Annotated in this window: 17 protein-coding genes; 6 read left to right on the top strand and 11 right to left on the bottom strand. The window is 36.5% G+C overall.

Going from position 1 to position 20,542, the window contains the following annotated elements; genetic code table 11:
• The first annotated feature begins 9 nt into the window (after positions 1–9).
• From leuC to leuB, 3 genes are read left to right on the top strand one after another with little or no spacing between them, the layout of a single operon-like run.
• Positions 10–1,398, top strand: a complete 1,389-nt coding sequence (gene leuC, locus M2372_RS10070) for a 3-isopropylmalate dehydratase large subunit (RefSeq protein ID WP_123320076.1) — start codon at positions 10–12, stop codon at positions 1,396–1,398.
• 6 nt (positions 1,399–1,404) lie between these two features.
• Complete coding sequence (gene leuD, locus M2372_RS10065; RefSeq protein ID WP_115972558.1) at positions 1,405–2,013, top strand: 3-isopropylmalate dehydratase small subunit; 609 nt, start codon at positions 1,405–1,407, stop codon at positions 2,011–2,013.
• Positions 1,994–3,118: a 3-isopropylmalate dehydrogenase gene (leuB, locus tag M2372_RS10060; protein ID WP_123319188.1), complete on the top strand. Its 1,125-nt coding sequence runs from the start codon at positions 1,994–1,996 to the stop codon at positions 3,116–3,118. The genes leuD and leuB overlap by 20 nt, the downstream gene beginning before the upstream one ends.
• A gap of 107 nt (positions 3,119–3,225) precedes the next feature.
• Here the strand turns inward: leuB and M2372_RS10055 are convergent, their stop codons facing one another.
• The 6 genes from M2372_RS10055 to M2372_RS10030 all read right to left on the bottom strand — a co-directional run bounded on the left by M2372_RS10055 (position 3,226) and on the right by M2372_RS10030 (position 6,484).
• The gene (locus M2372_RS10055) at positions 3,226–3,411 is read right to left on the bottom strand and encodes a hypothetical protein (RefSeq protein WP_123320075.1); all 186 of its coding nucleotides are present in this window, start codon (positions 3,409–3,411) and stop codon (positions 3,226–3,228) included.
• A 13-nt stretch (positions 3,412–3,424) separates the two neighbouring features.
• Complete coding sequence (locus M2372_RS10050; RefSeq protein WP_115972556.1) at positions 3,425–4,030, bottom strand: DUF4230 domain-containing protein; 606 nt, start codon at positions 4,028–4,030, stop codon at positions 3,425–3,427.
• A 2-nt stretch (positions 4,031–4,032) separates the two neighbouring features.
• Entirely contained in the window at positions 4,033–4,596 is a 564-nt protein-coding gene (locus M2372_RS10045; RefSeq protein WP_115972555.1) for a thioredoxin family protein, read from the bottom strand.
• Between the two features lie 3 nt (positions 4,597–4,599).
• The gene (locus tag M2372_RS10040) at positions 4,600–5,067 is read right to left on the bottom strand and encodes a nucleoside triphosphate pyrophosphohydrolase family protein (protein WP_045496588.1); all 468 of its coding nucleotides are present in this window, start codon (positions 5,065–5,067) and stop codon (positions 4,600–4,602) included.
• A gap of 272 nt (positions 5,068–5,339) precedes the next feature.
• Positions 5,340–5,756 (bottom strand): hypothetical protein, encoded by a 417-nt coding sequence (locus M2372_RS10035; protein ID WP_123319187.1) that lies wholly within the window; start codon positions 5,754–5,756, stop codon positions 5,340–5,342.
• 14 nt (positions 5,757–5,770) lie between these two features.
• On the bottom strand, positions 5,771–6,484 hold the full coding sequence (locus tag M2372_RS10030; RefSeq protein WP_123319186.1) for a glycohydrolase toxin TNT-related protein: 714 nt from the start codon (positions 6,482–6,484) through the stop codon (positions 5,771–5,773).
• A gap of 425 nt (positions 6,485–6,909) precedes the next feature.
• Here M2372_RS10030 and M2372_RS10025 point away from each other — a divergent pair, with 425 nt between their 5' ends.
• A complete protein-coding gene (locus tag M2372_RS10025; protein ID WP_123319185.1) occupies positions 6,910–7,677 on the top strand; it encodes a class I SAM-dependent methyltransferase in 768 nt (255 codons plus the stop codon).
• A gap of 78 nt (positions 7,678–7,755) precedes the next feature.
• Here M2372_RS10025 and M2372_RS10020 read toward each other — a convergent pair whose 3' ends face one another.
• The 5 genes from M2372_RS10020 to M2372_RS10000 form a co-directional block, all read right to left on the bottom strand.
• Positions 7,756–9,987, bottom strand: a complete 2,232-nt coding sequence (locus M2372_RS10020) for a zinc-dependent metalloprotease (protein WP_123319184.1) — start codon at positions 9,985–9,987, stop codon at positions 7,756–7,758.
• 180 nt (positions 9,988–10,167) lie between these two features.
• Positions 10,168–12,417: a zinc-dependent metalloprotease gene (locus M2372_RS10015; RefSeq protein WP_123319183.1), complete on the bottom strand. Its 2,250-nt coding sequence runs from the start codon at positions 12,415–12,417 to the stop codon at positions 10,168–10,170.
• Positions 12,418–12,612: 195 nt separating this feature from the next.
• Positions 12,613–15,546 carry a reprolysin-like metallopeptidase gene (locus tag M2372_RS10010; protein ID WP_123319182.1) on the bottom strand — a complete coding sequence of 978 codons (2,934 nt, stop codon included), beginning with the start codon at positions 15,544–15,546 and terminating at the stop codon, positions 12,613–12,615.
• 204 nt (positions 15,547–15,750) lie between these two features.
• Positions 15,751–16,248, bottom strand: a complete 498-nt coding sequence (locus M2372_RS10005; protein WP_123319181.1) for a DinB family protein — start codon at positions 16,246–16,248, stop codon at positions 15,751–15,753.
• Between the two features lie 17 nt (positions 16,249–16,265).
• The gene (locus tag M2372_RS10000; protein WP_123319180.1) at positions 16,266–17,405 is read right to left on the bottom strand and encodes an acyl-CoA dehydrogenase family protein; all 1,140 of its coding nucleotides are present in this window, start codon (positions 17,403–17,405) and stop codon (positions 16,266–16,268) included.
• 192 nt (positions 17,406–17,597) lie between these two features.
• Between M2372_RS10000 and M2372_RS09995 the strand changes: the two genes are divergently transcribed.
• Both M2372_RS09995 and M2372_RS09990 read left to right on the top strand, forming a co-directional pair.
• Positions 17,598–19,517, top strand: coding sequence for an endonuclease (locus M2372_RS09995; protein ID WP_123319179.1), 1,920 nt, complete (start codon positions 17,598–17,600; stop codon positions 19,515–19,517).
• Positions 19,518–19,934: 417 nt separating this feature from the next.
• A complete protein-coding gene (locus M2372_RS09990) occupies positions 19,935–20,540 on the top strand; it encodes a SatD family protein (RefSeq protein ID WP_115972546.1) in 606 nt (201 codons plus the stop codon).
• The last annotated feature ends 2 nt before the right edge of the window (positions 20,541–20,542 follow it).

The raw sequence follows: 20,542 nt of genomic DNA, 5'->3' as shown, positions 1-20,542 counted from the left end.
AAAGTAAAAATGAACGAAAATAGAAAGACACTTTTTGATAAAGTTTGGGATGCTCATGTAGTAGATACGGTTCCTGACGGGCCACAGGTCATCTATATTGATAAACATCTGATCCATGAAGTAACCAGTCCACAGGCATTTGCAGAGCTTGAATCCAGAAATCTGGAAATATTCAGACCGGAGCAGATCGTGGCTACTGCAGATCACAATGTACCAACACTTCATCAGGAAGAACCAATACGTGATGAATTGTCCAGAAATCAGGTTCAGCAGTTAACTGAAAATTGTCAGAAAAATAATATCGAATTATTCGGATTGGGACATCAGTATCAGGGAATTGTCCATATTATCGCTCCTGAACTAGGGATTACACAGCCGGGAATGAGTATTGTATGTGGAGACAGTCATACTTCAACGCATGGAGCATTTGGAAGTATTGCCTTTGGAATCGGAACCAGTCAGGTAGCTCAGGTATTTGCAAGTCAGTGCCTGTTACTTAACAAGCCTAAATCAATGAGAATTACTGTAAAAGGTAAGCTTAATGATAATGTTCAGGCTAAAGATGTTATCCTTTATATTATTTCAAAAACAGGAACTGATGGTGGCACAGGATATTTTTGTGAATATGCCGGAAATGTTTTCGAAGAGATGTCGATGGAAGGAAGGATGACGGTGTGTAATATGAGTATTGAAATGGGAGCCAGAGGCGGAATGATCGCTCCGGATAAAACCACTTTTGAATACGTTAAAGGAAGAACATTTGCTCCACAAGGAGAAGAATGGGAAGAAAAAATAGCGTATTGGAATACATTAAAGACTGACGAAGGAGCTGTTTTTGATCAGGAACTTACCTTCGATGCATCAGATATTTATCCAATGATTACCTATGGAACGAATCCAGGAATGGGGATTTCTATCCATGAAACTATTCCTGTCCCTCAAAACGAATCTGAAGCAAAAGCTTTACAGTATATGGGACTGGAAGCCGGACAGACTCCATCCAGTATAAAAATTAATTATGTATTTATAGGAAGCTGTACGAATGCAAGGATTGAAGATTTTAGATCCGCAGCTCAATATATCAAAGGGAAAAGTAAATCTGATGCTGTAAAAGCATTAATTGTTCCGGGTTCTCAGCAGGTTGTAAAACAGATCTATGAGGAAGGACTTGATGAAATTTTTAATGATGCGGGATTCCAGATCCGCCAGCCCGGATGCTCTGCTTGCCTGGCCATGAACGATGATAAAATTCCGGAGGGAGAGTATTGTGTCTCTACTTCAAACAGAAATTTTGAAGGAAGACAGGGGCAAGGCTCCAGAACAATTCTGGCAAGTCCGCTTACAGCAGCGAAAGCCGCAATAGAAGGTAGAATTTCAGCTTTTGAAAGTTTAAATTAAAATTACATGCAAAAATTAGTTATTATAAAATCCAGTGCAGTTCCATTGCCGGCAGAAAACATAGATACAGATCAGATTATCCCTGCAAGATTCCTAAAAAGTATTGACAGAAAAGGTTTTGGAGAAAATCTGTTCAGAGATTGGAGATACAATATTCACACCCATGAACCTAATCCTGATTTTGTACTGAACAATCCAAAATTCAGTGGCAAGATTTTAGTAGCAGGAAATAATTTCGGATGTGGAAGCAGTCGGGAGCATGCCGCATGGGCATTAACGGATTATGGATTCAAGGTTATTATTTCCAGTTATTTTGCTGACATTTTTAAAGGAAATGCTTTAAATAACGGCCTTCTTCCGGTAAAAGTTTCTGAAGAATTCTTAAAGGAAATTTTAGAAGGAATCAATGAAAATCCGGATAATGAAATTGCTATTGATGTAGAATTGCAATCCATCAGTTTCAAAGATACCACAGAAACTTTTGAACTTGATTCTTATAAAAAAATATGCCTTATGAATGGCTATGACGATATTGATTTCTTAATCAGCAAAAAAAAGGCGATCGCAGAATTTGAACTAAAGACACAGAAAAAAAATGAGCAACAATTATTTTAAAATCGCAGTACTTCCCGGAGACGGAATTGGGCCTGAAATCATCAGTGAAAGCATCAAGATTTTGGATGTGATTGCTGAAGCTTTCCAATATAAATTCCACTTTGATTACGGGTTGATAGGAGCAGAGGCTATTTTTAAAACAGGAGATCCCTTACCGGAAGAAACCCTTAAGATCTGTAAGGAATCTGACGCTGTGCTTTTCGGAGCGATAGGAGATCCTGTATTTGACAATAATCCTGATGCCAAGATAAGACCGGAGCAGGGACTATTGAGACTTCGTAAGGAATTAGGATTATTTGCCAACATCCGTCCTTTAAAAACATATGCTTCTCTGATTGAAAAAAGTCCACTTAAAAGAGAGATCATAGAAGGTGCGGATATTCAGATTTTCAGAGAACTTGTAAGCGGGATTTATTTCGGAGAAAAATTTACTGATCCGGAAGGAGCGTATGCTTATGATATATGCAAGTACAGCAGAGAAGATATTCTTCCTATTGCCCATATGGCATTTCAGGAAGCACAGAAAAGAAATAAAAAACTGACTTTAATAGATAAAGCTAATGTTTTAGATACTTCCAGATTATGGAGAAAGATCTGCCAGGAAATTGCTTCTGAATATCCGGATGTACAGTTAGATTATATGTTTGTAGATAATGCAGCCATGCAGTTGATCCTTAATCCAAAGCAGTTTGATGTTATTTTAACGGAAAATATGTTTGGGGATATTATTTCTGATGAAGCCAGTGTGATTGGAGGGTCTATCGGATTGCTTCCGTCGGCATCAGTAGGAGAGAATAATGCATTGTTTGAGCCTATTCACGGTTCTTATCCACAGGCAAAAGGAAAAGGAATTGCTAACCCTATTGCTTCTATTTTAAGTGTGGCAATGATGCTGGATCATCTTGGATTACAGTCTGCCGCCAACAAACTGAGGCAGTCTGTAGAGTATGCGATCGAAAATAAATATGTGACGATAGATCTTAATACCAAACAATATTATTCTACCAGTGAAGTGGGAAGCTTTATTGCGGATCATATCAGGTATTCCGAGAAGTCCTATTATAATTTTGAAAATGTAAAAATTGGAAAATCTACCATTGTGTAGTTATATATGAAGGTTCACTTAGATAGATAGTTAGAAGAAAGGATCTGCCTCTTATGAGACAGATCCTTTCGTTTTATTTCTGAAATATTTAAACCTTAACAGTTTTTTTACTCTTTTGTATTATCCGTTTTTCCTGATTTGTTTTTGGAAGCTTTTTGAATGTCTTCCTTGTCGATATCAGGGGGATTAACCTTTTTCGATGAAGCAGGAATATTCTGGAAATCCTGATTTTGCTTTTGGGTTTCTGCGGTATTGGCAGATTCCTTTTTCTTTTTATTTCCTTTTGAGTCCATTGCTGAATTATTTTTAGAGTCCAAGAATACCGATCTTTCCGGTCTTATCTTCTATAGTATAATTCAAAGCCTTTGCCAAAACAAAAATATTATCAAGATTTTCCATCAATTGCTTTCGTCCTTCAGTTCTCAACTGGTTCTGATCAATAGATTTAGTTGCTGTTTCCTTAGCTTTTGCCGTTACATTTTTAATATCCTTCTCAGAAATTCTATTAAAAAAGGAATCATCCAGGGATTGAATTTCAACGCTGGGTGTAATCCTGATGTCTGCATCAGGAAGTTCAGTGATGACCAGCTTCTTGTTGATGGAGTCTACTTCAATCTTCATTTTATTCAGATCATAAGAAACCTGTGCATTGGTTTTTGTAAAGGTAATAATACTGTTACTGGAAACCTCTTTACCCATGAATTCATAGCCCATTTTGGTTTTCTGCATGCTGGAATTGTTCTGTTCTATCACCACCATCTTATTCATTTTGGAGATCTGGTTGGTCAGGATATAATAATCTGACTTTTCCGTTTTCTTACCAAGATTAAGACAGGATTTAAGCCCAAAAAACAGAAGAACCATAACACCGGCCCCCGCTGCAAACGATAAAATTGGTTTATAATTTCTCAAATCTATTTAAAAATTTCTTTAATTATAGAGGAGTCATTCTTTTTCAGAATTTCAGCTAAATCTCTTTCAATATATCCACTGGTAGGCATTTCTACAATTCTACCTACTTCTTTTCCATATCTTTTCAGGATAATGGTAGGAACTTTCTGGATGTTATAAAGAGATTCGTCTCCACTAGGAGATTCTTTTTTACGGTTAACAGCGATAATGGTCAGCTTGCTTTCAGGATAGCTTATATCTTCCAGAATTTTCATCAGTCTTGGAAAATCTCTGTGACTGTCTTCACACCAGGTTCCCATGAAAACTATGATATCATAAGATCCCAGCCTTTCCTTTCTCAGTTCACTGACTGCCTTCTGGTCCAAAGCATATTCATCATGCTCTTTTACATACCAGTCAGCATAAGGAGCTTTCAAAAACTGTCCCTTCAACTGATGTCCCAGAAGCATTTTGCCATCTTTTTCGGTGGTGACTTCGCGGTTAACCACTACTTTCTGAGCACTAAGCTCTTGGGTAGCTAAAAATAAACTTGAAGCGGCAACAATATTTGTAATAAATTTTTTCATATTTTATTTTTCAATAATTGACTTTAGATCAGCAGGAGAGTAGTATTTGTTTTTTAATACTTTATGATCTGCTTTTCTGTACACATTGAACTTTTCACCAGATTTCTCATAAAAAGATTCTACGTCCTTTTCTTTATAGAATTCAACGGTTTCATTAGCCTGTTCCTCATTATCACATGCTTTAGACATATTAGAACGCTGAACTTCGTTGAATAGCTCTACAAATTTGTTGCCAAGTCCGAATTCCAGTACAGCACCACTTAAAACATACTGTAAATCACAAAGAGCATCTGCAATTTCTACAATATTATTGTCGGCAATTGCTTGTTTCAGTTCATTAAGTTCTTCCTGTAGAAGTTCTACTCTAAGATTGCATCTTTCCGGAGAAGGAATTTGTGGGGTGTCTAGAATAGGGGCTTTGAAAGTAGTATGGAATTCTGCTACTTGGTTCAAACTATCAATTTTATCCATGAAATTTTTTATTTACCACAAAGATAAAAAACGAATTGTAAACTCATAAAGTAAACTTTCACAAAATATCATGAATGAAGGGAAAATAGAAGAAATGTTGGATTGAAATAGGTTTCTAGACCACAGATGACGCAGATTTTCACAGATGTTTATGTTTTTAAATGGTTTTGGATAATTTTAAGTGTCAGTAATTTTTAATATGATACAAAAAACCACAACTCTAGAGCTGTGGTTCTTATTTAAAATCTATTGGTGGTATTCAATTTTAATTATTACAATTCCTGATATTCCCAAATTCCGGAGATATTTAATATTTCTAAACCTGGCTGTTTTTCTCCATAGCTAAATATACAAATATAGTTTGTGCTGCAGGATGTGCAGGTGGTTCCGAAGTATAATGTAGGCAGATCATTTACTGTTAATTCTCCATAATGTTGCATTCTCTGTGAGGTTTCGGTAACCATTCCCCTTTTTAACAGTTCTGATTTTGATGCTACGAGATCTTCATGGTAGATCTTCATGATCGGAAAACCCGACTGATAGGGAGAGATTTCAATTGAATTTTCATGACTGCATTCACAGCAGGAAAACTGGGTTATGGCTGCCGGAATTGCTTCGTCATTAATGAACCTGTCTTTCTTGAGCAGGGCTTTTTTACCAATTCTTATTTTTTTTGATATTGAATACATCTGAGCTTAATTGTTTACTGGATCACAGTCCCTTCCAGGTTAGGGTATTTTCCACTTGGGCTTTTTTTAATGGTAATTTTAATATATCCTTCTTCTGCTAATTTATTCCAAGTTTTCGGAAATCCGGTATTAATGTCAATGGGAATTTTCCACATGGTCTGTTTTCCGTTTCCGGTTTGATTAAACCAGGGAATAATATCTGCCGTTTGAGATCTAAAAGGTAATGCATTAAGGACATCTATCTGATAATAGAAATCATATTTGTTTTCAGGCTGGTTTAAAGCCCTTTCTGTGAAAGTATATACATACCCATTGATGATTGGGCTGGTAAAATTCCCGCCTAACGTTGGATTTCCGGTTCCGTTATAGCTTCCAACGGCACCACTATATCTGTCATATTTTTGTCCGGCCTGTATTGCAACATCATCTACAATATTGTAACCGCCGTTTGCCGGTGGCCAGCCGCTATTCAGGTTATTAGTCTGGAATAGTTTTTCAAGCTCTTTCCAGTTTCCCTGTTTATACAGGTCAAATGCCTGCATCCTGATTGTTTGGTTTACTTTATTGTCCGGATCATAAGTGGTCGCAAAATCATCAGCATTTTTGAAAAATACGATTTTTACCGGGCTTGGCTGGATAATAATTTCTTCTTCTCTGTCATCAGAGCTACAGGCCATAGAAAAAGATGCCATGGCCAGAAATAAAATGTACTTAAATAAATGTTTCATATATATAAATTAAATTATGTAAAAATTTAAATAGGTATTATCAGGGATGCAGGCCAACAGCAGTGCTTATATAGAATAGATTATCTTTTACAAGTGTACAGGTATTTTCTTTATCAAAGAATATTTGATTTAATATAATGAACCTTATCTTCTAAAATGAAGGAAAAAGGAATCAAAATAATAGAATGATCCATCATAAGAAAAGCTATGGAAAGCCTCCTTTAAATACAAACTGGTAACGGTACTGGTTTTGAGTGATAAATTTAAGTTAAAAAAATGAATTTATAGTATATTTTCAACATATAAGATTTATATTATGAATTATGTGATGTTTTTTGGAATTATAGAACTATTTTTGTTAAACATAAATAATTATGAACAGTTTTTTTATTTAAAAATTACTCATACACACCAACAAAAATATTATGAAAGAAAATCAAATCTTATTTAATGGATTAAGATCACAAATGTACAAACAGGCTCTTAACGATTATCCCGACGCAAGAGAAAGTGATATATATGTAATGAAAAAATATCTTGCTCCCCAATCTCATGAAGTTATTCTGGAAGCAGGTGCAGGAAGTGGATTCTTTTCAGGAATATTGGCGGATATGTTGCCTGCAGGGAAGCTTATTGTTTCTGACCCGTCAGACGATCAGCTTAATGGAGTTAAAGGATTAAAGAAAGAAAATATTGAGGTTTTACAAGAGGGAGCAGATCATATTTCGCTTCCAGAAGAAAAAGTTGATGCTGTTTGGAGCTTTGGTGCACTACATCATTGTTTTGATAAAACAAAAGCCTTTGGTAATTTTTCCCGTATTCTGAAAAAAAATGGCAGGTTGGTAATTGGTGATGTATGGTCATCTACTAAATTAGCTGATTATTTTGACAGACATGTTGCTAAACATTGTGTGACAGGTCATGAAGTCGCATTTTGGAGTGATGGCTTTACAGAAACACTTTGTGCAATAAGTGGATTCTCAAATCCTGAAATATATGATCTGCCGTTACAATGGAAGTTTAAAAAAGAGGAAGAGATTGGTGATTTTATATACAAGTTCCACGCAATGATTTCAACAACTCCTGAAGATTGCCTGAATGCAGCACATGAATTATTGGGAATTCAAAAACAAGAAGATGGGACATTTAATCTTAACTGGCCAATGAAAATTTTTGTTGCCACAAAATTGTAATTTTTAATAACCTGATATAAAAATAAGCTACTTCAAAAAATGAGGTAGCTTATTTTGTAATAATGTGTTCTTAATATGTTATTTTTTAATGAACATCTTGGAGAATTTCTCAATTTGAATAACATAATTTCCTTTGATCAGGCTGCTTACATTGATTGTTCCGTTCTGAAGAGCACCTTCCATGATCAGTTTTCCGGACATATCATAGATTTTGTATCTTTCTGACCTTGTATTGGAAAGGGTTAGGATATCCTTCACCGGGTTTGGATACAGCTTAATTTCTACAGAATCTTTCAGTTGAGTCTCTGCAGTAGACAACTCGCCGGCAGTTACAGAAATATCAGCGTTATTGATATCAAAAAAGATATGATTGCTTCCTTTTACCATGATTCTCCCCGAATTGGTTGCAACATTAGGGATTACTACTGGTTCAGAACCGTCATTCGGTGTTCCTGTCAATAAAGTAGTCCAGGTTTCTCCATTATCAGTAGACCAAAGGATATCTACATTGGCAGCATTGATATTATTAGAGGTTGTGCCTGCCACATTCCAGGTTATTGTTTGTGAGGTTCCTCCTACATAAGATACTGCAGCATTCTGTGATGTGATAATAAAAGGACCCGCAACAGCGTTCACTCTGATTTTTGCATCATCAGAATTGTTTCCTGCCCCTCCTAATCTATTGTCTCTTACGGTTAATCTGAAATTCAGATCTCTTGAAACGGAAGATAAAGCCTCCACTCTTATTTCTGATCCCATTGTTTCTGTTGCTCCTGTTAAAATAGTAGTCATTTTAGGGAAATATCTTACAGGTGAAGCAGAGGGCACCCATGATCTGAATGTTGGCCCATTTGTTTTTGTTGATGTGGCCGCAGAGTTACTTCCTGTTTGAGAAGAAGTTCCCTTATCCATCTGTTCCCAGATATAGGTAAGTGAATCTCCATCTGTATCAGTTCCTGAGCCTGTAAGTACAAATGGTGTACTTTTAGGAATAGTGTAATCTGCTCCTGCATTGGCTGTAGGAACTGAATTACCTGTAGGTGTATTTACAGAACAGGTTTTAGATTTAATAGTATTGGTGATCTGTTGAATGCTTATGGCATGGAAAAATGTATCAGAGTGAGGCTGAACATCATAACTTGTAATTCCGGCATATCCCATAATTGTAGATCCGGAGCCCGGTTCAACAGATTGTAAATCGCTTTGTGTAGAGTAGGACCATGTATGGTTTCCTCCGAATTGATGTCCCATTTCATGAGCTACAAAATCAATGTCGAAAGTATCACCTTTAGGACCTCCACTGGAAGGAGAGGTATAGCCACTTCCTTTATAATTGATAGGAGTATTAACGCCCTGACTTACAACAACAGACATGTCATTACTGCAAATACATCCTATACACCCTGCATCACCACCACCTCCTGTAGCTCCAAATAAATGTCCGATGTCAAAATTTTCATTACCTATTTTTGAATTCAGATCATTCATAAGCTCGAAGTTCCATTTGTACATTTCTATGGATAGAGAGTAAGGATCATTGTTTGCATTAGTATAAATAATTGTGTCATTATTAGGGATCAGAACCATTCTTGCAGCAAAATCATTTTCAAAAATACCATTGACACGGGTCATGGTATTATTCATGGCTGCTAAAGCATCGGCTTTGGTTCCTCCAAAATAATTTGCATATTCCCCGGTACAGGATAATGCCAGTCGGAATGTTCTTAATACTGCATCATCAGCATTTTTGGCTGTGATTACGTTGGATGTTCCCTTTTGTGCAGATTCCAGAACTTTGCATTCAAAATTATTCAGGTCATTTTTTCTGTCTGATCTTTTGTAAACAGCATAAGTGGAAAGATCTTTGGCATAAGGTTCAATAAAAACAGCTGATTTATCACCATAAATTTCCATAGAAGACAATCCTAAAGAAGAAATACTGAAATAAACCGTAGAAGTTTTATCTTCTATTCCCTGGCCAATATAAGATTTAATATCCGGATATTTGGCTGCTAATTCAGGATCGAAATTTGAATTTTCCGTTACCCTGAAACGCTCCATCTTTCCTGTTGAATTAGGAAGAGAAATAATAACTGAAGATTTTTCTGTTGCTCTTTTTGGTGTTCTTGTGAGTGCGCTTTTTAATCCATTAATATCCAAATGGAAAATTCTCGGATTGTCAATATTTTTCATATTCTCAAAAATAGGTGAAGAATTTTCCTGGGACCTTTTAGACCATAAACGGTCTGTTTGCGCAAAAGAAATGCCTGATAACACTAGCATCCCCATCATTAATAATTGTTTTTTCATGTTGCCGTGATTTTTTTAGATCATTCAAAACTAAGGAAATTTTTATTAAAATATTATTTTTCTTTAGAATAATTTAAAATAAGAATTTGATAAAATAGATAACTGACTGAAAATAAACAAATAAAAAACTGCCCTGTAATAGAGCAGTTTCACTTCTTTTAATTATTTATATTAAGGCAATTAATCCTTAATGAATCGTTTTGTTGTTTCTCCTATCTGAATCATATAGGCTCCTTTTATAAGGCTGCTTACATTAGCTGTGCCTCTTTGAAGTTTTCCTGAGTGTACCAGTTTTCCGGACATATCAAAGATTTTATATTCTTCAGTATTTGTATTTGAAATCGTTAGAACATCTTTTACAGGATTTGGATATAGTTTCATCTCTGCTGATGTTTCTCTCAATACTTCTTTACTTACAACTTTTGTAACCTTAGGAGTTACTGAGATATTGGCATTATTCACATCAAAGAAAATATGATTGGTTCCTTTTACCATAATTCTTCCAGATGTAGTAGCAGCATTGGGGATTGTTACAGCCTGCGAACCATCATTTGGGGTTGCCGCCAGTAGAGTAGTCCAGCTGTTTCCGTTATCAGTTGACCAAAGGATGTCTACATTGGCCGTGTTTACACCATTCGAAGTAGTTCCTGCCACATTCCAGGTAATGGTTTGTGTACTCCCTCCAGCATAAGAAACCGCACTATTCTGTGAAGTAATATTGAAAGGGCCTGCAGTAGCATTTACCGTAATCTTTGCATCATCAGAATTATTTCCAGATCCTCCAGCTCTGTTATCACGAACAGTAACTCTGAAGTTTAATGTTCTTGCTACTGAAGAAAGTGCTTCAACAGTAATTTCTGAACCTGCTGTAGTGGTTGCTCCAGTTAATATGGAAGCCATTCTTGGAAAGTATCTTATAGGTGAGGTAGTAGGCGTCCATGATCTGAAATTAGGGCCTGATTTTTTTGTAGCACTGGCTGCAGAGCTAGTCCCTTTTTGAGTAGATGAAGCATTATCTATTTGTTCCCAAATATAGGTAAGGGAATCCCCATTTGCATCGGTGCCTGATCCGGTCAGCATAAAAGGTGTACTTTTAGGAATGGTATAATCTAATCCTGCATTGGCTGTAGGAATTGAATTTCCTGTAGATGTATCTACAGAACATGTTTTCGTTTTAATATTATTGGTAATCTGCTGAATGCTTATAGCATGGAAAAATGCATCAGAATTAGGCTGAATATCCTGATCTGTAATTCCTGCATACCCCATGATGGTAGAACCTGATCCGGGCTCCATATTGACTCCAGAGCCTTCATTGTCAAAAGAAAAGGTGTGATTGCCGCCGAACTGATGCCCCATTTCATGAGCTACAAAATCAATATCAAAAGCATCACCGGATGGTGGGGTACCATTTGGGGAAGTATAACCGCTTCCTTTATTTTTATCTAAAGTATCTGATGTATCATTTACACAAATACAACCAATACATCCGGCATTGCCCCCGCCTCCTGAAGCACCGAACAAATGTCCAATATCATAGGCATCATTTCCTATGACATCAGTCAGCGTATTTTGTAATTGCAAACTCCAGCCTTTAGTATTATTACTATTGATTTTAGCGGGTCCTATGCTTGCGTCTGAATAAGGGTCTGTAGAGGCGTTAGTATAAATTAATTGATCATTATTAGCAATAATGACCATTCTTGCTGAAAAATCTTTTTCAAAAATACCGTTTACACGGGTCATAGTATTGTTCATCGCTGCTAACGCCAGTGCTTTCGTTCCACCGAAATACGTTGTGTATTCTCCTGTACAGGAAAGAGCTAATTTAAATGTCCTCAGTGTTGAATCATTGGCATTTCTGGCCGCAATTTTTGAAGAAGTTCCTTTTTGGGCTGACTCTAGTACGGTACATTCAAACTTACTTAAATTATCTTTTCTATCAGATTTCTTATAAATCACATAAGAAGATAAATCTTTAGTATAAGGTTCAATAAAAGTGGCCGATTTATCCCCATAAATTTCCATAAAAGAAAGCCCTAAAGGGGAAATACTAAAGTAAACTGTTGCATCAGGATTTTCTATACCTTCTCCAATGTAAGACTTAATGTCCGGGTACTTTGATGCCAGTTCGGGCTGGAAATTTGAATTTTCTGTCACCTTAAACTTTTCCATCTTACCTTCCGCATTGGGGAAAGAAATGATAATTTGAGATTTTTCACCAGCAGTCAATCTTTTAGGAGCACTTGCCAATGCATTTTTCAACCCATTGATATTTAATTGGAGAATTTTCGGACTTCTTATATTAAGCATGTTTTCAAAAACGGGTGAAGAATTTCTTTCCACCCCTTGAGTCCATAGATGATCTGTCTGTGCGAAGGAAAAACCTGATAATACAAGCATTCCCATCATCAATAATTGTTTTTTCATATAAAAGTGTAATTTTATTTATCTTGTTTAAAACTATGAAAAAAGGATTGTTTAAAATTTAAAATTACCATAGGATATTTCAATTATTAGCAATAGATCCTGTGATTAAATGAAAAATAACAATTAAAATAGCGATAAAAAGAAAGACTGTTCCATATAGAACAGTCTTTTGTGTTATTTTAATTTTAATAGTTATTAATTTATAATAAATCGTTTTGATACTTCACCGATCTGAATGGTATAAGCTCCTTTAATCAGGTTGCTTACATTCACAGATCCTCTCTGAAGTTTTCCTGAGTTAACTACTTTTCCTCCCATATCAAAGATTTTATATTCTTCAGATGTTGTATTGGAGATATACATAATATCTTTTACCGGGTTAGGGTATAGTTTGATATCTGTAATCAGATTATTTGTATTCGAAAGTTCTCCTCTTCCTGAAGAAACAATGTTAACAGTGTAATCTTCAACTTGTCCGTAGGTATAAGCTTCACAAGATGAAGTAGGAATAGAGCTGTATTTCATCATCACTCTCATTCTTGTTGAACCAAGAGCTGCTGTTGATGGAATAGTAACTGATCCTGTAACAGGCGTTGTTGTAGAACCTGCTTTTGACCATACAAGTTCACCACTGTCTGTAAAGTCTCCATCTCCGTTATAATCAATATAAACAGCATAAGCCTCATTGTACTTCGTAGAAGTCCAAACCGGAGTGATAGAAAGTGTATAAGCAGTTCCTTTCGTTACGTTAGTAGAAACGGTTGTAAAGTTTTCATATCCTGCTGTTCCTGTTGAAGTATTATTGATAGTCCCGAATTTCACATTTCCTATTCTTTCATCAGCAGTATTGGATGCTGAAGCTGAACAGTAAGTAACAGTTCCGCCACCGGCAAGTGTTGTAACATTCACTGTATTACTTGAAGAGGAAGCATTACCTGCTGCATCTTTTGCTTTTACAGAGAAGCTATAGGGAGTGGACGGAGTTAAGCTTGTTACGGTATAGGTAGTAGATGCTGTAGAACCGATTAATGAAGCTCCCATGTACACATCATATCCTGTAACACCTACATTATCTGTAGCACCTGACCAGGAAAGGTTTGTACTTGTAGAGGTAGTTCCTGAAGCTGCAAGGGTAGGTGCTGTAGGAGCAACCGTATCAGGGGTTCCTGATCCTGCATTTACAGAAATATTGGCATTATTTACATCAAAGAAAATATGATTAGATCCTTTTACCATAAGTCTTCCTGTAGTGGTAGAAGCATTAGGAATTGTTACAGCTTGTGAACCATCGTTAGGAGTTGCTGATAATAGAGTAGTCCATGTATTTCCGCTGTCTGTAGACCAAAGAATATCTACGTTAGCTGTATTTACACCATTGGCTGTAGTTCCTGCCACATCCCATGTTACGGTTTGTGAACTTCCACCGGTATAAGTTGTTGCTGAGTTCTGAGACGTAACAGCAAAAGGCCCTGCAGTGCTGTTTACTGTAATTACAGCATCATCTGAATTGTTTCCTGAACCTCCAGCCTTGTTGTCACGGGTGGTAAATCTGAAGTTTAATGTTCTTGCTACTGAAGAAAGGGCTTCTACAGTAATTTCCGAACCGGCTGTTGTGGTTGCTCCAGCTAAGATAGAAGCCATTCTTGGGAAATATCTTGTAGGAACAGTTGTTGGTGCCCATGATCTGAAGTTAGGACCTGAAGCTTTTGTTGCGCTTGCAGCAGAGCTTGCTCCGGTTTGAGAAGAAGAAGCATTATCCATCTGTTCCCAGATATAGGTTAATGAATCTCCGTCTGCATCTGTTCCGGTTCCGGTTAATACGAATGGTGTTCCTTTTGGAATTGTATAGTCCGAACCTGCATTTGCTGTTGGAATAGAATTTCCTGTATTCGTATTGACTGAACAGGTTTTAGCTTTAATATTATTGGTGATTTGTTGGATACTTACAGCATGGAAAAATGCATCGGAGTGAGGTTGAACATCCTGGCTGGTAATTCCTGCATATCCCATAATGGTTGATCCTGAACCCGGTTCCATATTCACACCTGTGCCTTCATTTCCATGAGAAAAGGTATGATTTCCACCGAATTGATGGCCCATTTCATGAGCTACATAATCGATATCAAAATTATCTCCTGAAGGAATTGAATCTGCAGGGGAAGTATAGCCACTTCCTTTTGAGCCATTGGTACAGATACAGCCAATACAACCTGCGTTTCCTCCACCTCCGGAAGCACCGAATAAGTGGCCGATATCGTAATTCGCTTCTCCAATAACAGACGTAAGTGTACTTTGTAACTGAGAATTCCAGCTGCTCATTCCGGATGAAGCAGAGTAAGGATCCGTAGAAGCATTCGTATAAATTACAGCATCGTTATTAGCAATAAGAACCATTCTTGCCGCGAAATCTTTTTCAAAAACACCGTTCACGCGGGTCATTGTGTTGTTCATTGCTGCCAGTGCCTGAGCTTTTGTTCCTCCAAAATAAGTAGTATATTCACCTGTACAGGATAATGCCAGTCTGAATGTTCTTAATTTAGCGTCATCGGCGTTAGGTCTTGCTGCAATACTGGTATTAGATACTCCTTTTTTAGCTACATCTATTACAGTACATTCAAATTTACTAAGATCATCATTTTTATCAGATTTTTTGTAAACAACATACGTAGAAAGATCTTTTGAATAAGGCTCAATAAAAACAGCTGATTTATCACCATAGATTTCCATAGACGACAGTCCTAGTGGAGAAATACTGAAATACACTGTTGAATTAGAATCTTCAAGCCCTTGGCCAACATAAGATTTAATGTCTGGATATTTGGCTGCCAATTCGGGAGTGAAGTTGGAATTTTCTTTTACTTTGAAATTTTCCATTTTACCATCAGAGTTCGGAAAGGAAATGATAACTTCTGATTTTTCGCCGACTGCCAGTCTCTTTGGTGCTTTAGCAAGGGCATTCTTCAATCCATCGATATTCAGGTTGAATAATTTGGGATTTCGAATGCTGGCTTTGTTTTCAAAAGGCTGTGAATCTGTTCTTGAAACTTCCTGAGACCAAAGGCGGTCAGTCTGTGCGAAGGCAACTCCGGTAATAAGAAGCATCCCAAGCAGGGTTAATTGTCTTTTCATATTAAATATTTGTTTTTATTATGGTAAATCGAAATTAATAAAAATTATATTACGAAAAACAAAAATTTTTAAGAATTTTTTTGATTGTTCATTTAACATATTATGTAATACATTGAATATCCTTAAAATGACAATGTCCCAAAATGAAAAAATGACATGCGTAATTTACGCATGTCATTCATTATCAATTAAAATAATTTTTAGTTACATTTTATCATCAGCAGTAGGGCCGTAAAGTCCGGGGACTTTATTTCCGGTTGATCTTAAATAAACAACCAGCTCACCTCTGTGATGGTACAAATGATTGTAAAGAAAACCTCTTACAACCTGGATTCTTGGAGAAGCAGGGGATATAGCATTCCCATTCATTTCCATCTTCCATTCGTTGAAATAAGTGCTTTCATCGGAATCTTCCAGGACTTTCTGTGCTCTAGCTACATTTTCTTCAAATTTCGCTACAATATTTTCAGCTTTGGAAATATCACCTTTATCGTACTGATAGTTACCCATGTCAAAAACATCCTGGTTAAAGGTAGGGTCGTACCAGTTGTAAACTTCTGCAATATGAGAGGCTAGCTGACCGGTAGTCCAGTTTTTTTCAGACGGTTTCCAGTCTAAAGCGCTGTCAGGGATTGCTTTTAAAATTTTTCTGGTGTTTTCCGCTTCATGCAGAAATTCACCTAAAAGCGCCTGTTTGATCATTTGTATGAAGATTAAAATTATTTTGTAATATCTCTTCCGATCACCAGTCTCTGGATCTCAGAAGTTCCTTCACCAATAGTGCAAAGCTTAGAATCTCTGTAGAATTTCTCAGCTGGGAAGTCTTTTGTATATCCGTAACCTCCGAAGATCTGAACAGCATTGTTGGAAATTCTTACACAAGCTTCAGAAGCATATAATTTTGCCATTGCTCCTTCTTTTGTCATTTTTTGTTTCGCATTTTTCAATGTTGCTGCTCTTTGGATCAAAAGTTCTGAAGCATCAATTTCTGTAGCCATATCAGCCAGCATAAAGTTGATTGCCTGGAATTCAGAGATTGATTTTCCGAACTGGTGTCTTTCTTTAGCATATTTTAAAGCTGCTTTGTAAGCTCCTCTTGCAGTACCTAAACTTAACGCAGCGATAGAAATTCTACCTCCGTCAAGGATTTTCATAGCTTGCTTGAAACCTTCACCTACTTCACCTAAACGGTGAGAATCCGGTACGCGTACATTATCAAAAATTAATTCTGCCGTTTCAGAAGCACGCATTCCTAATTTATTTTCTTTTTTTCCTGAAGTAAATCCGGGCATTCCTTTTTCTAAAACAAAAGCCGTAGAGTTATTTTTAGCTCCTATTTCACCTGTTCTGGTCATTACTACCGCAATATCTCCTGAAATAGCGTGAGTGATAAAGTTTTTAGCTCCGCTGATGATCCATTCATCACCATCTTTCACGGCAGTGGTAGACATACCTCCTGAATCTGAACCGGTGTTGTGCTCCGTTAATCCCCAAGCTCCGATTACTTTTCCGGAAGCCAACTGAGGAAGCCATTTATGTCTCTGTTCTTCATTTCCAAACTCATAAATATGATTTGTACAAAGAGAGTTGTGCGCTGCTACAGAAAGTCCAATAGACGGGTCTACCTGAGAAATTTCATCCAGGATAGTAACATATTCGTGATAACCTAAACCGGAACCTCCGTACTGCTCAGGAATTACGATTCCCATAAAACCCATTTCTCCCAGTTGGTGAAATAAATCTTTTGGAAAAGTCTGGCTTTCATCCCACTCCATAATATTCGGTCGGATATTCTTCTCTGCAAATTCTCTAGCTGTCTCCGCTATCATTTTGATGTTGTCAATTGTCTCTGTATTCATATTGATAATAGTTAGTTCCCAAAGATAACCAAATTGACGGAATGCTAAAAAAAATTATTACATCCATAATAGGAGCGTACCCAATATTTTAATTTCCAATTTTTTATATTTCAATATTTAATGTTTTCTTAATAAAATATTCAAACTTTTGCGTATTTTATTTTACTAATTTAGCCTCCCAATTTTTAAGGCATGAAAAAAATTCTACTTCCTATTATTTTGATTTCTTCTTATATTTCTGCGCAGGCTCCTGCCGGATATTATAATGGTACAGCCGGATTAACTGGTTATGCCCTGAAATCTAAACTTCATGATATTATTTCAGAAAAAACTGTCAATTGGCATTATGATGATCTTCCTGGACTTTACAGCCAGACGGATCTAGATAAATATTATGATCATAATGCTTCTAATACGGAATACCTTCTGGATATGTATTCCGAAATCCCATCAGGACAAGATGCTTATGAATACAAAATAGATCAATTGGTTTCAGGTGCAAGTGCTGAAGGAATGGGGTATAACAGAGAGCACATGATGCCTCAAAGTACATTCAGTACAAGCTCTAAGATTAGTGATTATCCCATGTATTCAGATCTGAATTTTATTGTTCCGGCAGACGCCAGAATCAATCAGCTAAGAAATAACTATCCTTATGGAATAGCAGGTACTACTAATTATTATACTTTCACCAACACTTCGAAGATATCCAAGGCTGCAATTCCTAATTATCCTTATGCAGGAAGGGTGTACGAGCCTATTGATGAATTCAAAGGAGATGTTGCGAGAACTTTACTGTATTTCGCTGTGAGATATGAAGGTAAATTAGGCTCGTTTAATACGGCATACAGCACATCTGCAACAATAACACCCGCTACAGATCAATGCCCGCTTGACGGGACAGAAGAAAGAGCAATTGATATTCCTTATGTTGCTATGCTTAAGCAATGGAGTGCAATGGATCCTGTTTCACAGAGAGAAATCGATAGAAATAATGCAGTATATACCATACAGAAAAATAGAAATCCGTTCATTGACCATCCCGAATGGATTGACATAATCTGGTCTGAAACCCCGGATAATATTGCTCCTGCAGCTCCCGGATCTCTGGTTTCAACGCAACAAAATGCTTATTTTGTCAACCTGAATTGGGCTGCATCTCCTGATACAGATATTTTAGGATACAGGGTGTATATGAATGACTCAGTAACACCTGTTGCCGTTACCAAAGGAACTTCTATAACTATAGATCACCTGAACCCGTCTACGACCTATACATTTACAGTAAAGGCTTTTGATAAAGGATATCTGGAATCTCCGTTCAGTAATGCCGTTATAGCTGCCACTATTGCTTCAGACTCATATGCTGCTGATCTTATGATCACAAAGTATATCTCAGGAACCAATAATATAACCAATACTATTAAGAATAATGCATTGGAAATTGTAAATAAGACGGGGCATGAAGTTAATTTAAATAATTATAGGATTAATATTCAGCTTAAGAATAATGTTTCAGGAGCTATTTATAATGCAGATACTTATGAATTGGAAGGTAAAATAGGCAATAATGAAATTTTTGTAATCCTGAATCCCAAAGCTACTTTATCATGTTATTCTAATGATCAGGCTAAATTTGTCACGGCTTCTGATCCTATGACTTTCAAAGGCGAAAGTTATGTAGAACTCGCTTATAATAAAACAATTACTGTAGATGCAATTGGTACAAAATACGTATCCAATAACAACGGTAATGTTTCATTATATAGAAAGAACTCAGTCAATCAGCCTAATAGTACATTTAGTATCGGAGAATGGGACTCTTATCCATCCAATTACTGTCAAAACCTTGGAACTCTATCTACGACAGAACTTATTGCATCCAAAGATAAAAAATTGGGAATATATCCAAATCCGGTATATGATCGCCTTTTTGTAAACGGAGAAATTGAAAAAATAAAAACAGCTCAGATCATTGATTTTTCAGGAAAAGTGATTCTCACAGAGAAAGATCCGTTCAGAAACAAGAAAGATATTTCTGTACAAGGAATTCCTACAGGAACCTATATTTTAAGACTGGATGATCACACCCAGCAGTTTATTAAGAAATAGAGCAAGAGTATATACTTCATACCAACCTAACAGGTTTTTGAAACTTGTTAGGTTTTATTTTTTTAGAGATAATTTAACCTTGCCGGGGTTTGAAACCCCTGGCAGGGTTATTTAGCCCTGATAGTAGCGGTTACCCCACAGCATACGGCAGGAAAAGCTGGGCGCGAGGAGTATGAGCGGATAGCAGGAAACAGCTTCTCTAATAAAAAAAATATAAAAAAAGGTGAGTTAATATTCCGCCCATCATGAAAATTTTTCATTTTATTTTACTTTTTTGTAATTTTAAAATTTACCTAAGGTCTTAAAAACCTTACAGTTACTGTATAATCGATATAAGCATATTCACTAATAATCAATATCTATAAGTGTTTCTGCTTATATTTTTTATTTATAAGTAATTATGCTTATATTTGCAGTATGATAGCGGTCATTACTGGTGATATTATAAATTCACAGCATGCAGACACTGAAGTTTGGATCACCAAGCTTAAAAATCTTCTCGAAACCTGGGGAAGTGCTCCTTATACATGGGAAATCTACAGGGGAGATGAATTTCAGTTTAAATGCAGTATTGACTCTGTTTTCTGGCGTTTTCTAGCCATAAAATCCCTTATTAAAAGTCAGGAAAACCTGGATGTAAGAATGGCCATAGGTATTGGTGAAGAAAGTTTTTCTTCTGAAAAGATCACTGAATCTAATGGTACTGCTTATGTGAATTCCGGGAGACTTCTGGACGATTTGAAGAGTGATGGGCACACCGTAGCAATTAAAACTTCAAACGATTCTGTAGACAGGGATCTTAATATTTTATTGAAATGGTCATCTAAGGATTTTGACAACTGGACTATGGCTACTTCAGAGATTATTCATGAAATGATCATGAATCAGGATATTACCCAGGAGGATCTTGCCAAAAGATTTGCTATTTCACAGTCTTCTATAAGCCAGAGACTGAAACGAGCCAACTATGAGCTCATCGTGGAAACCAATCAGTATTTCAGAAAGAAAATATCAGAACTATAAGC

It is taken from the genome of Chryseobacterium sp. BIGb0232, from assembly GCF_024810195.1.
In the GTDB taxonomy this organism is placed as follows: domain Bacteria; phylum Bacteroidota; class Bacteroidia; order Flavobacteriales; family Weeksellaceae; genus Chryseobacterium; species Chryseobacterium pennae.
Note: the sequence above shows the minus strand (reverse complement) of the source record. Positions and strands in the feature narration are given on the sequence as shown.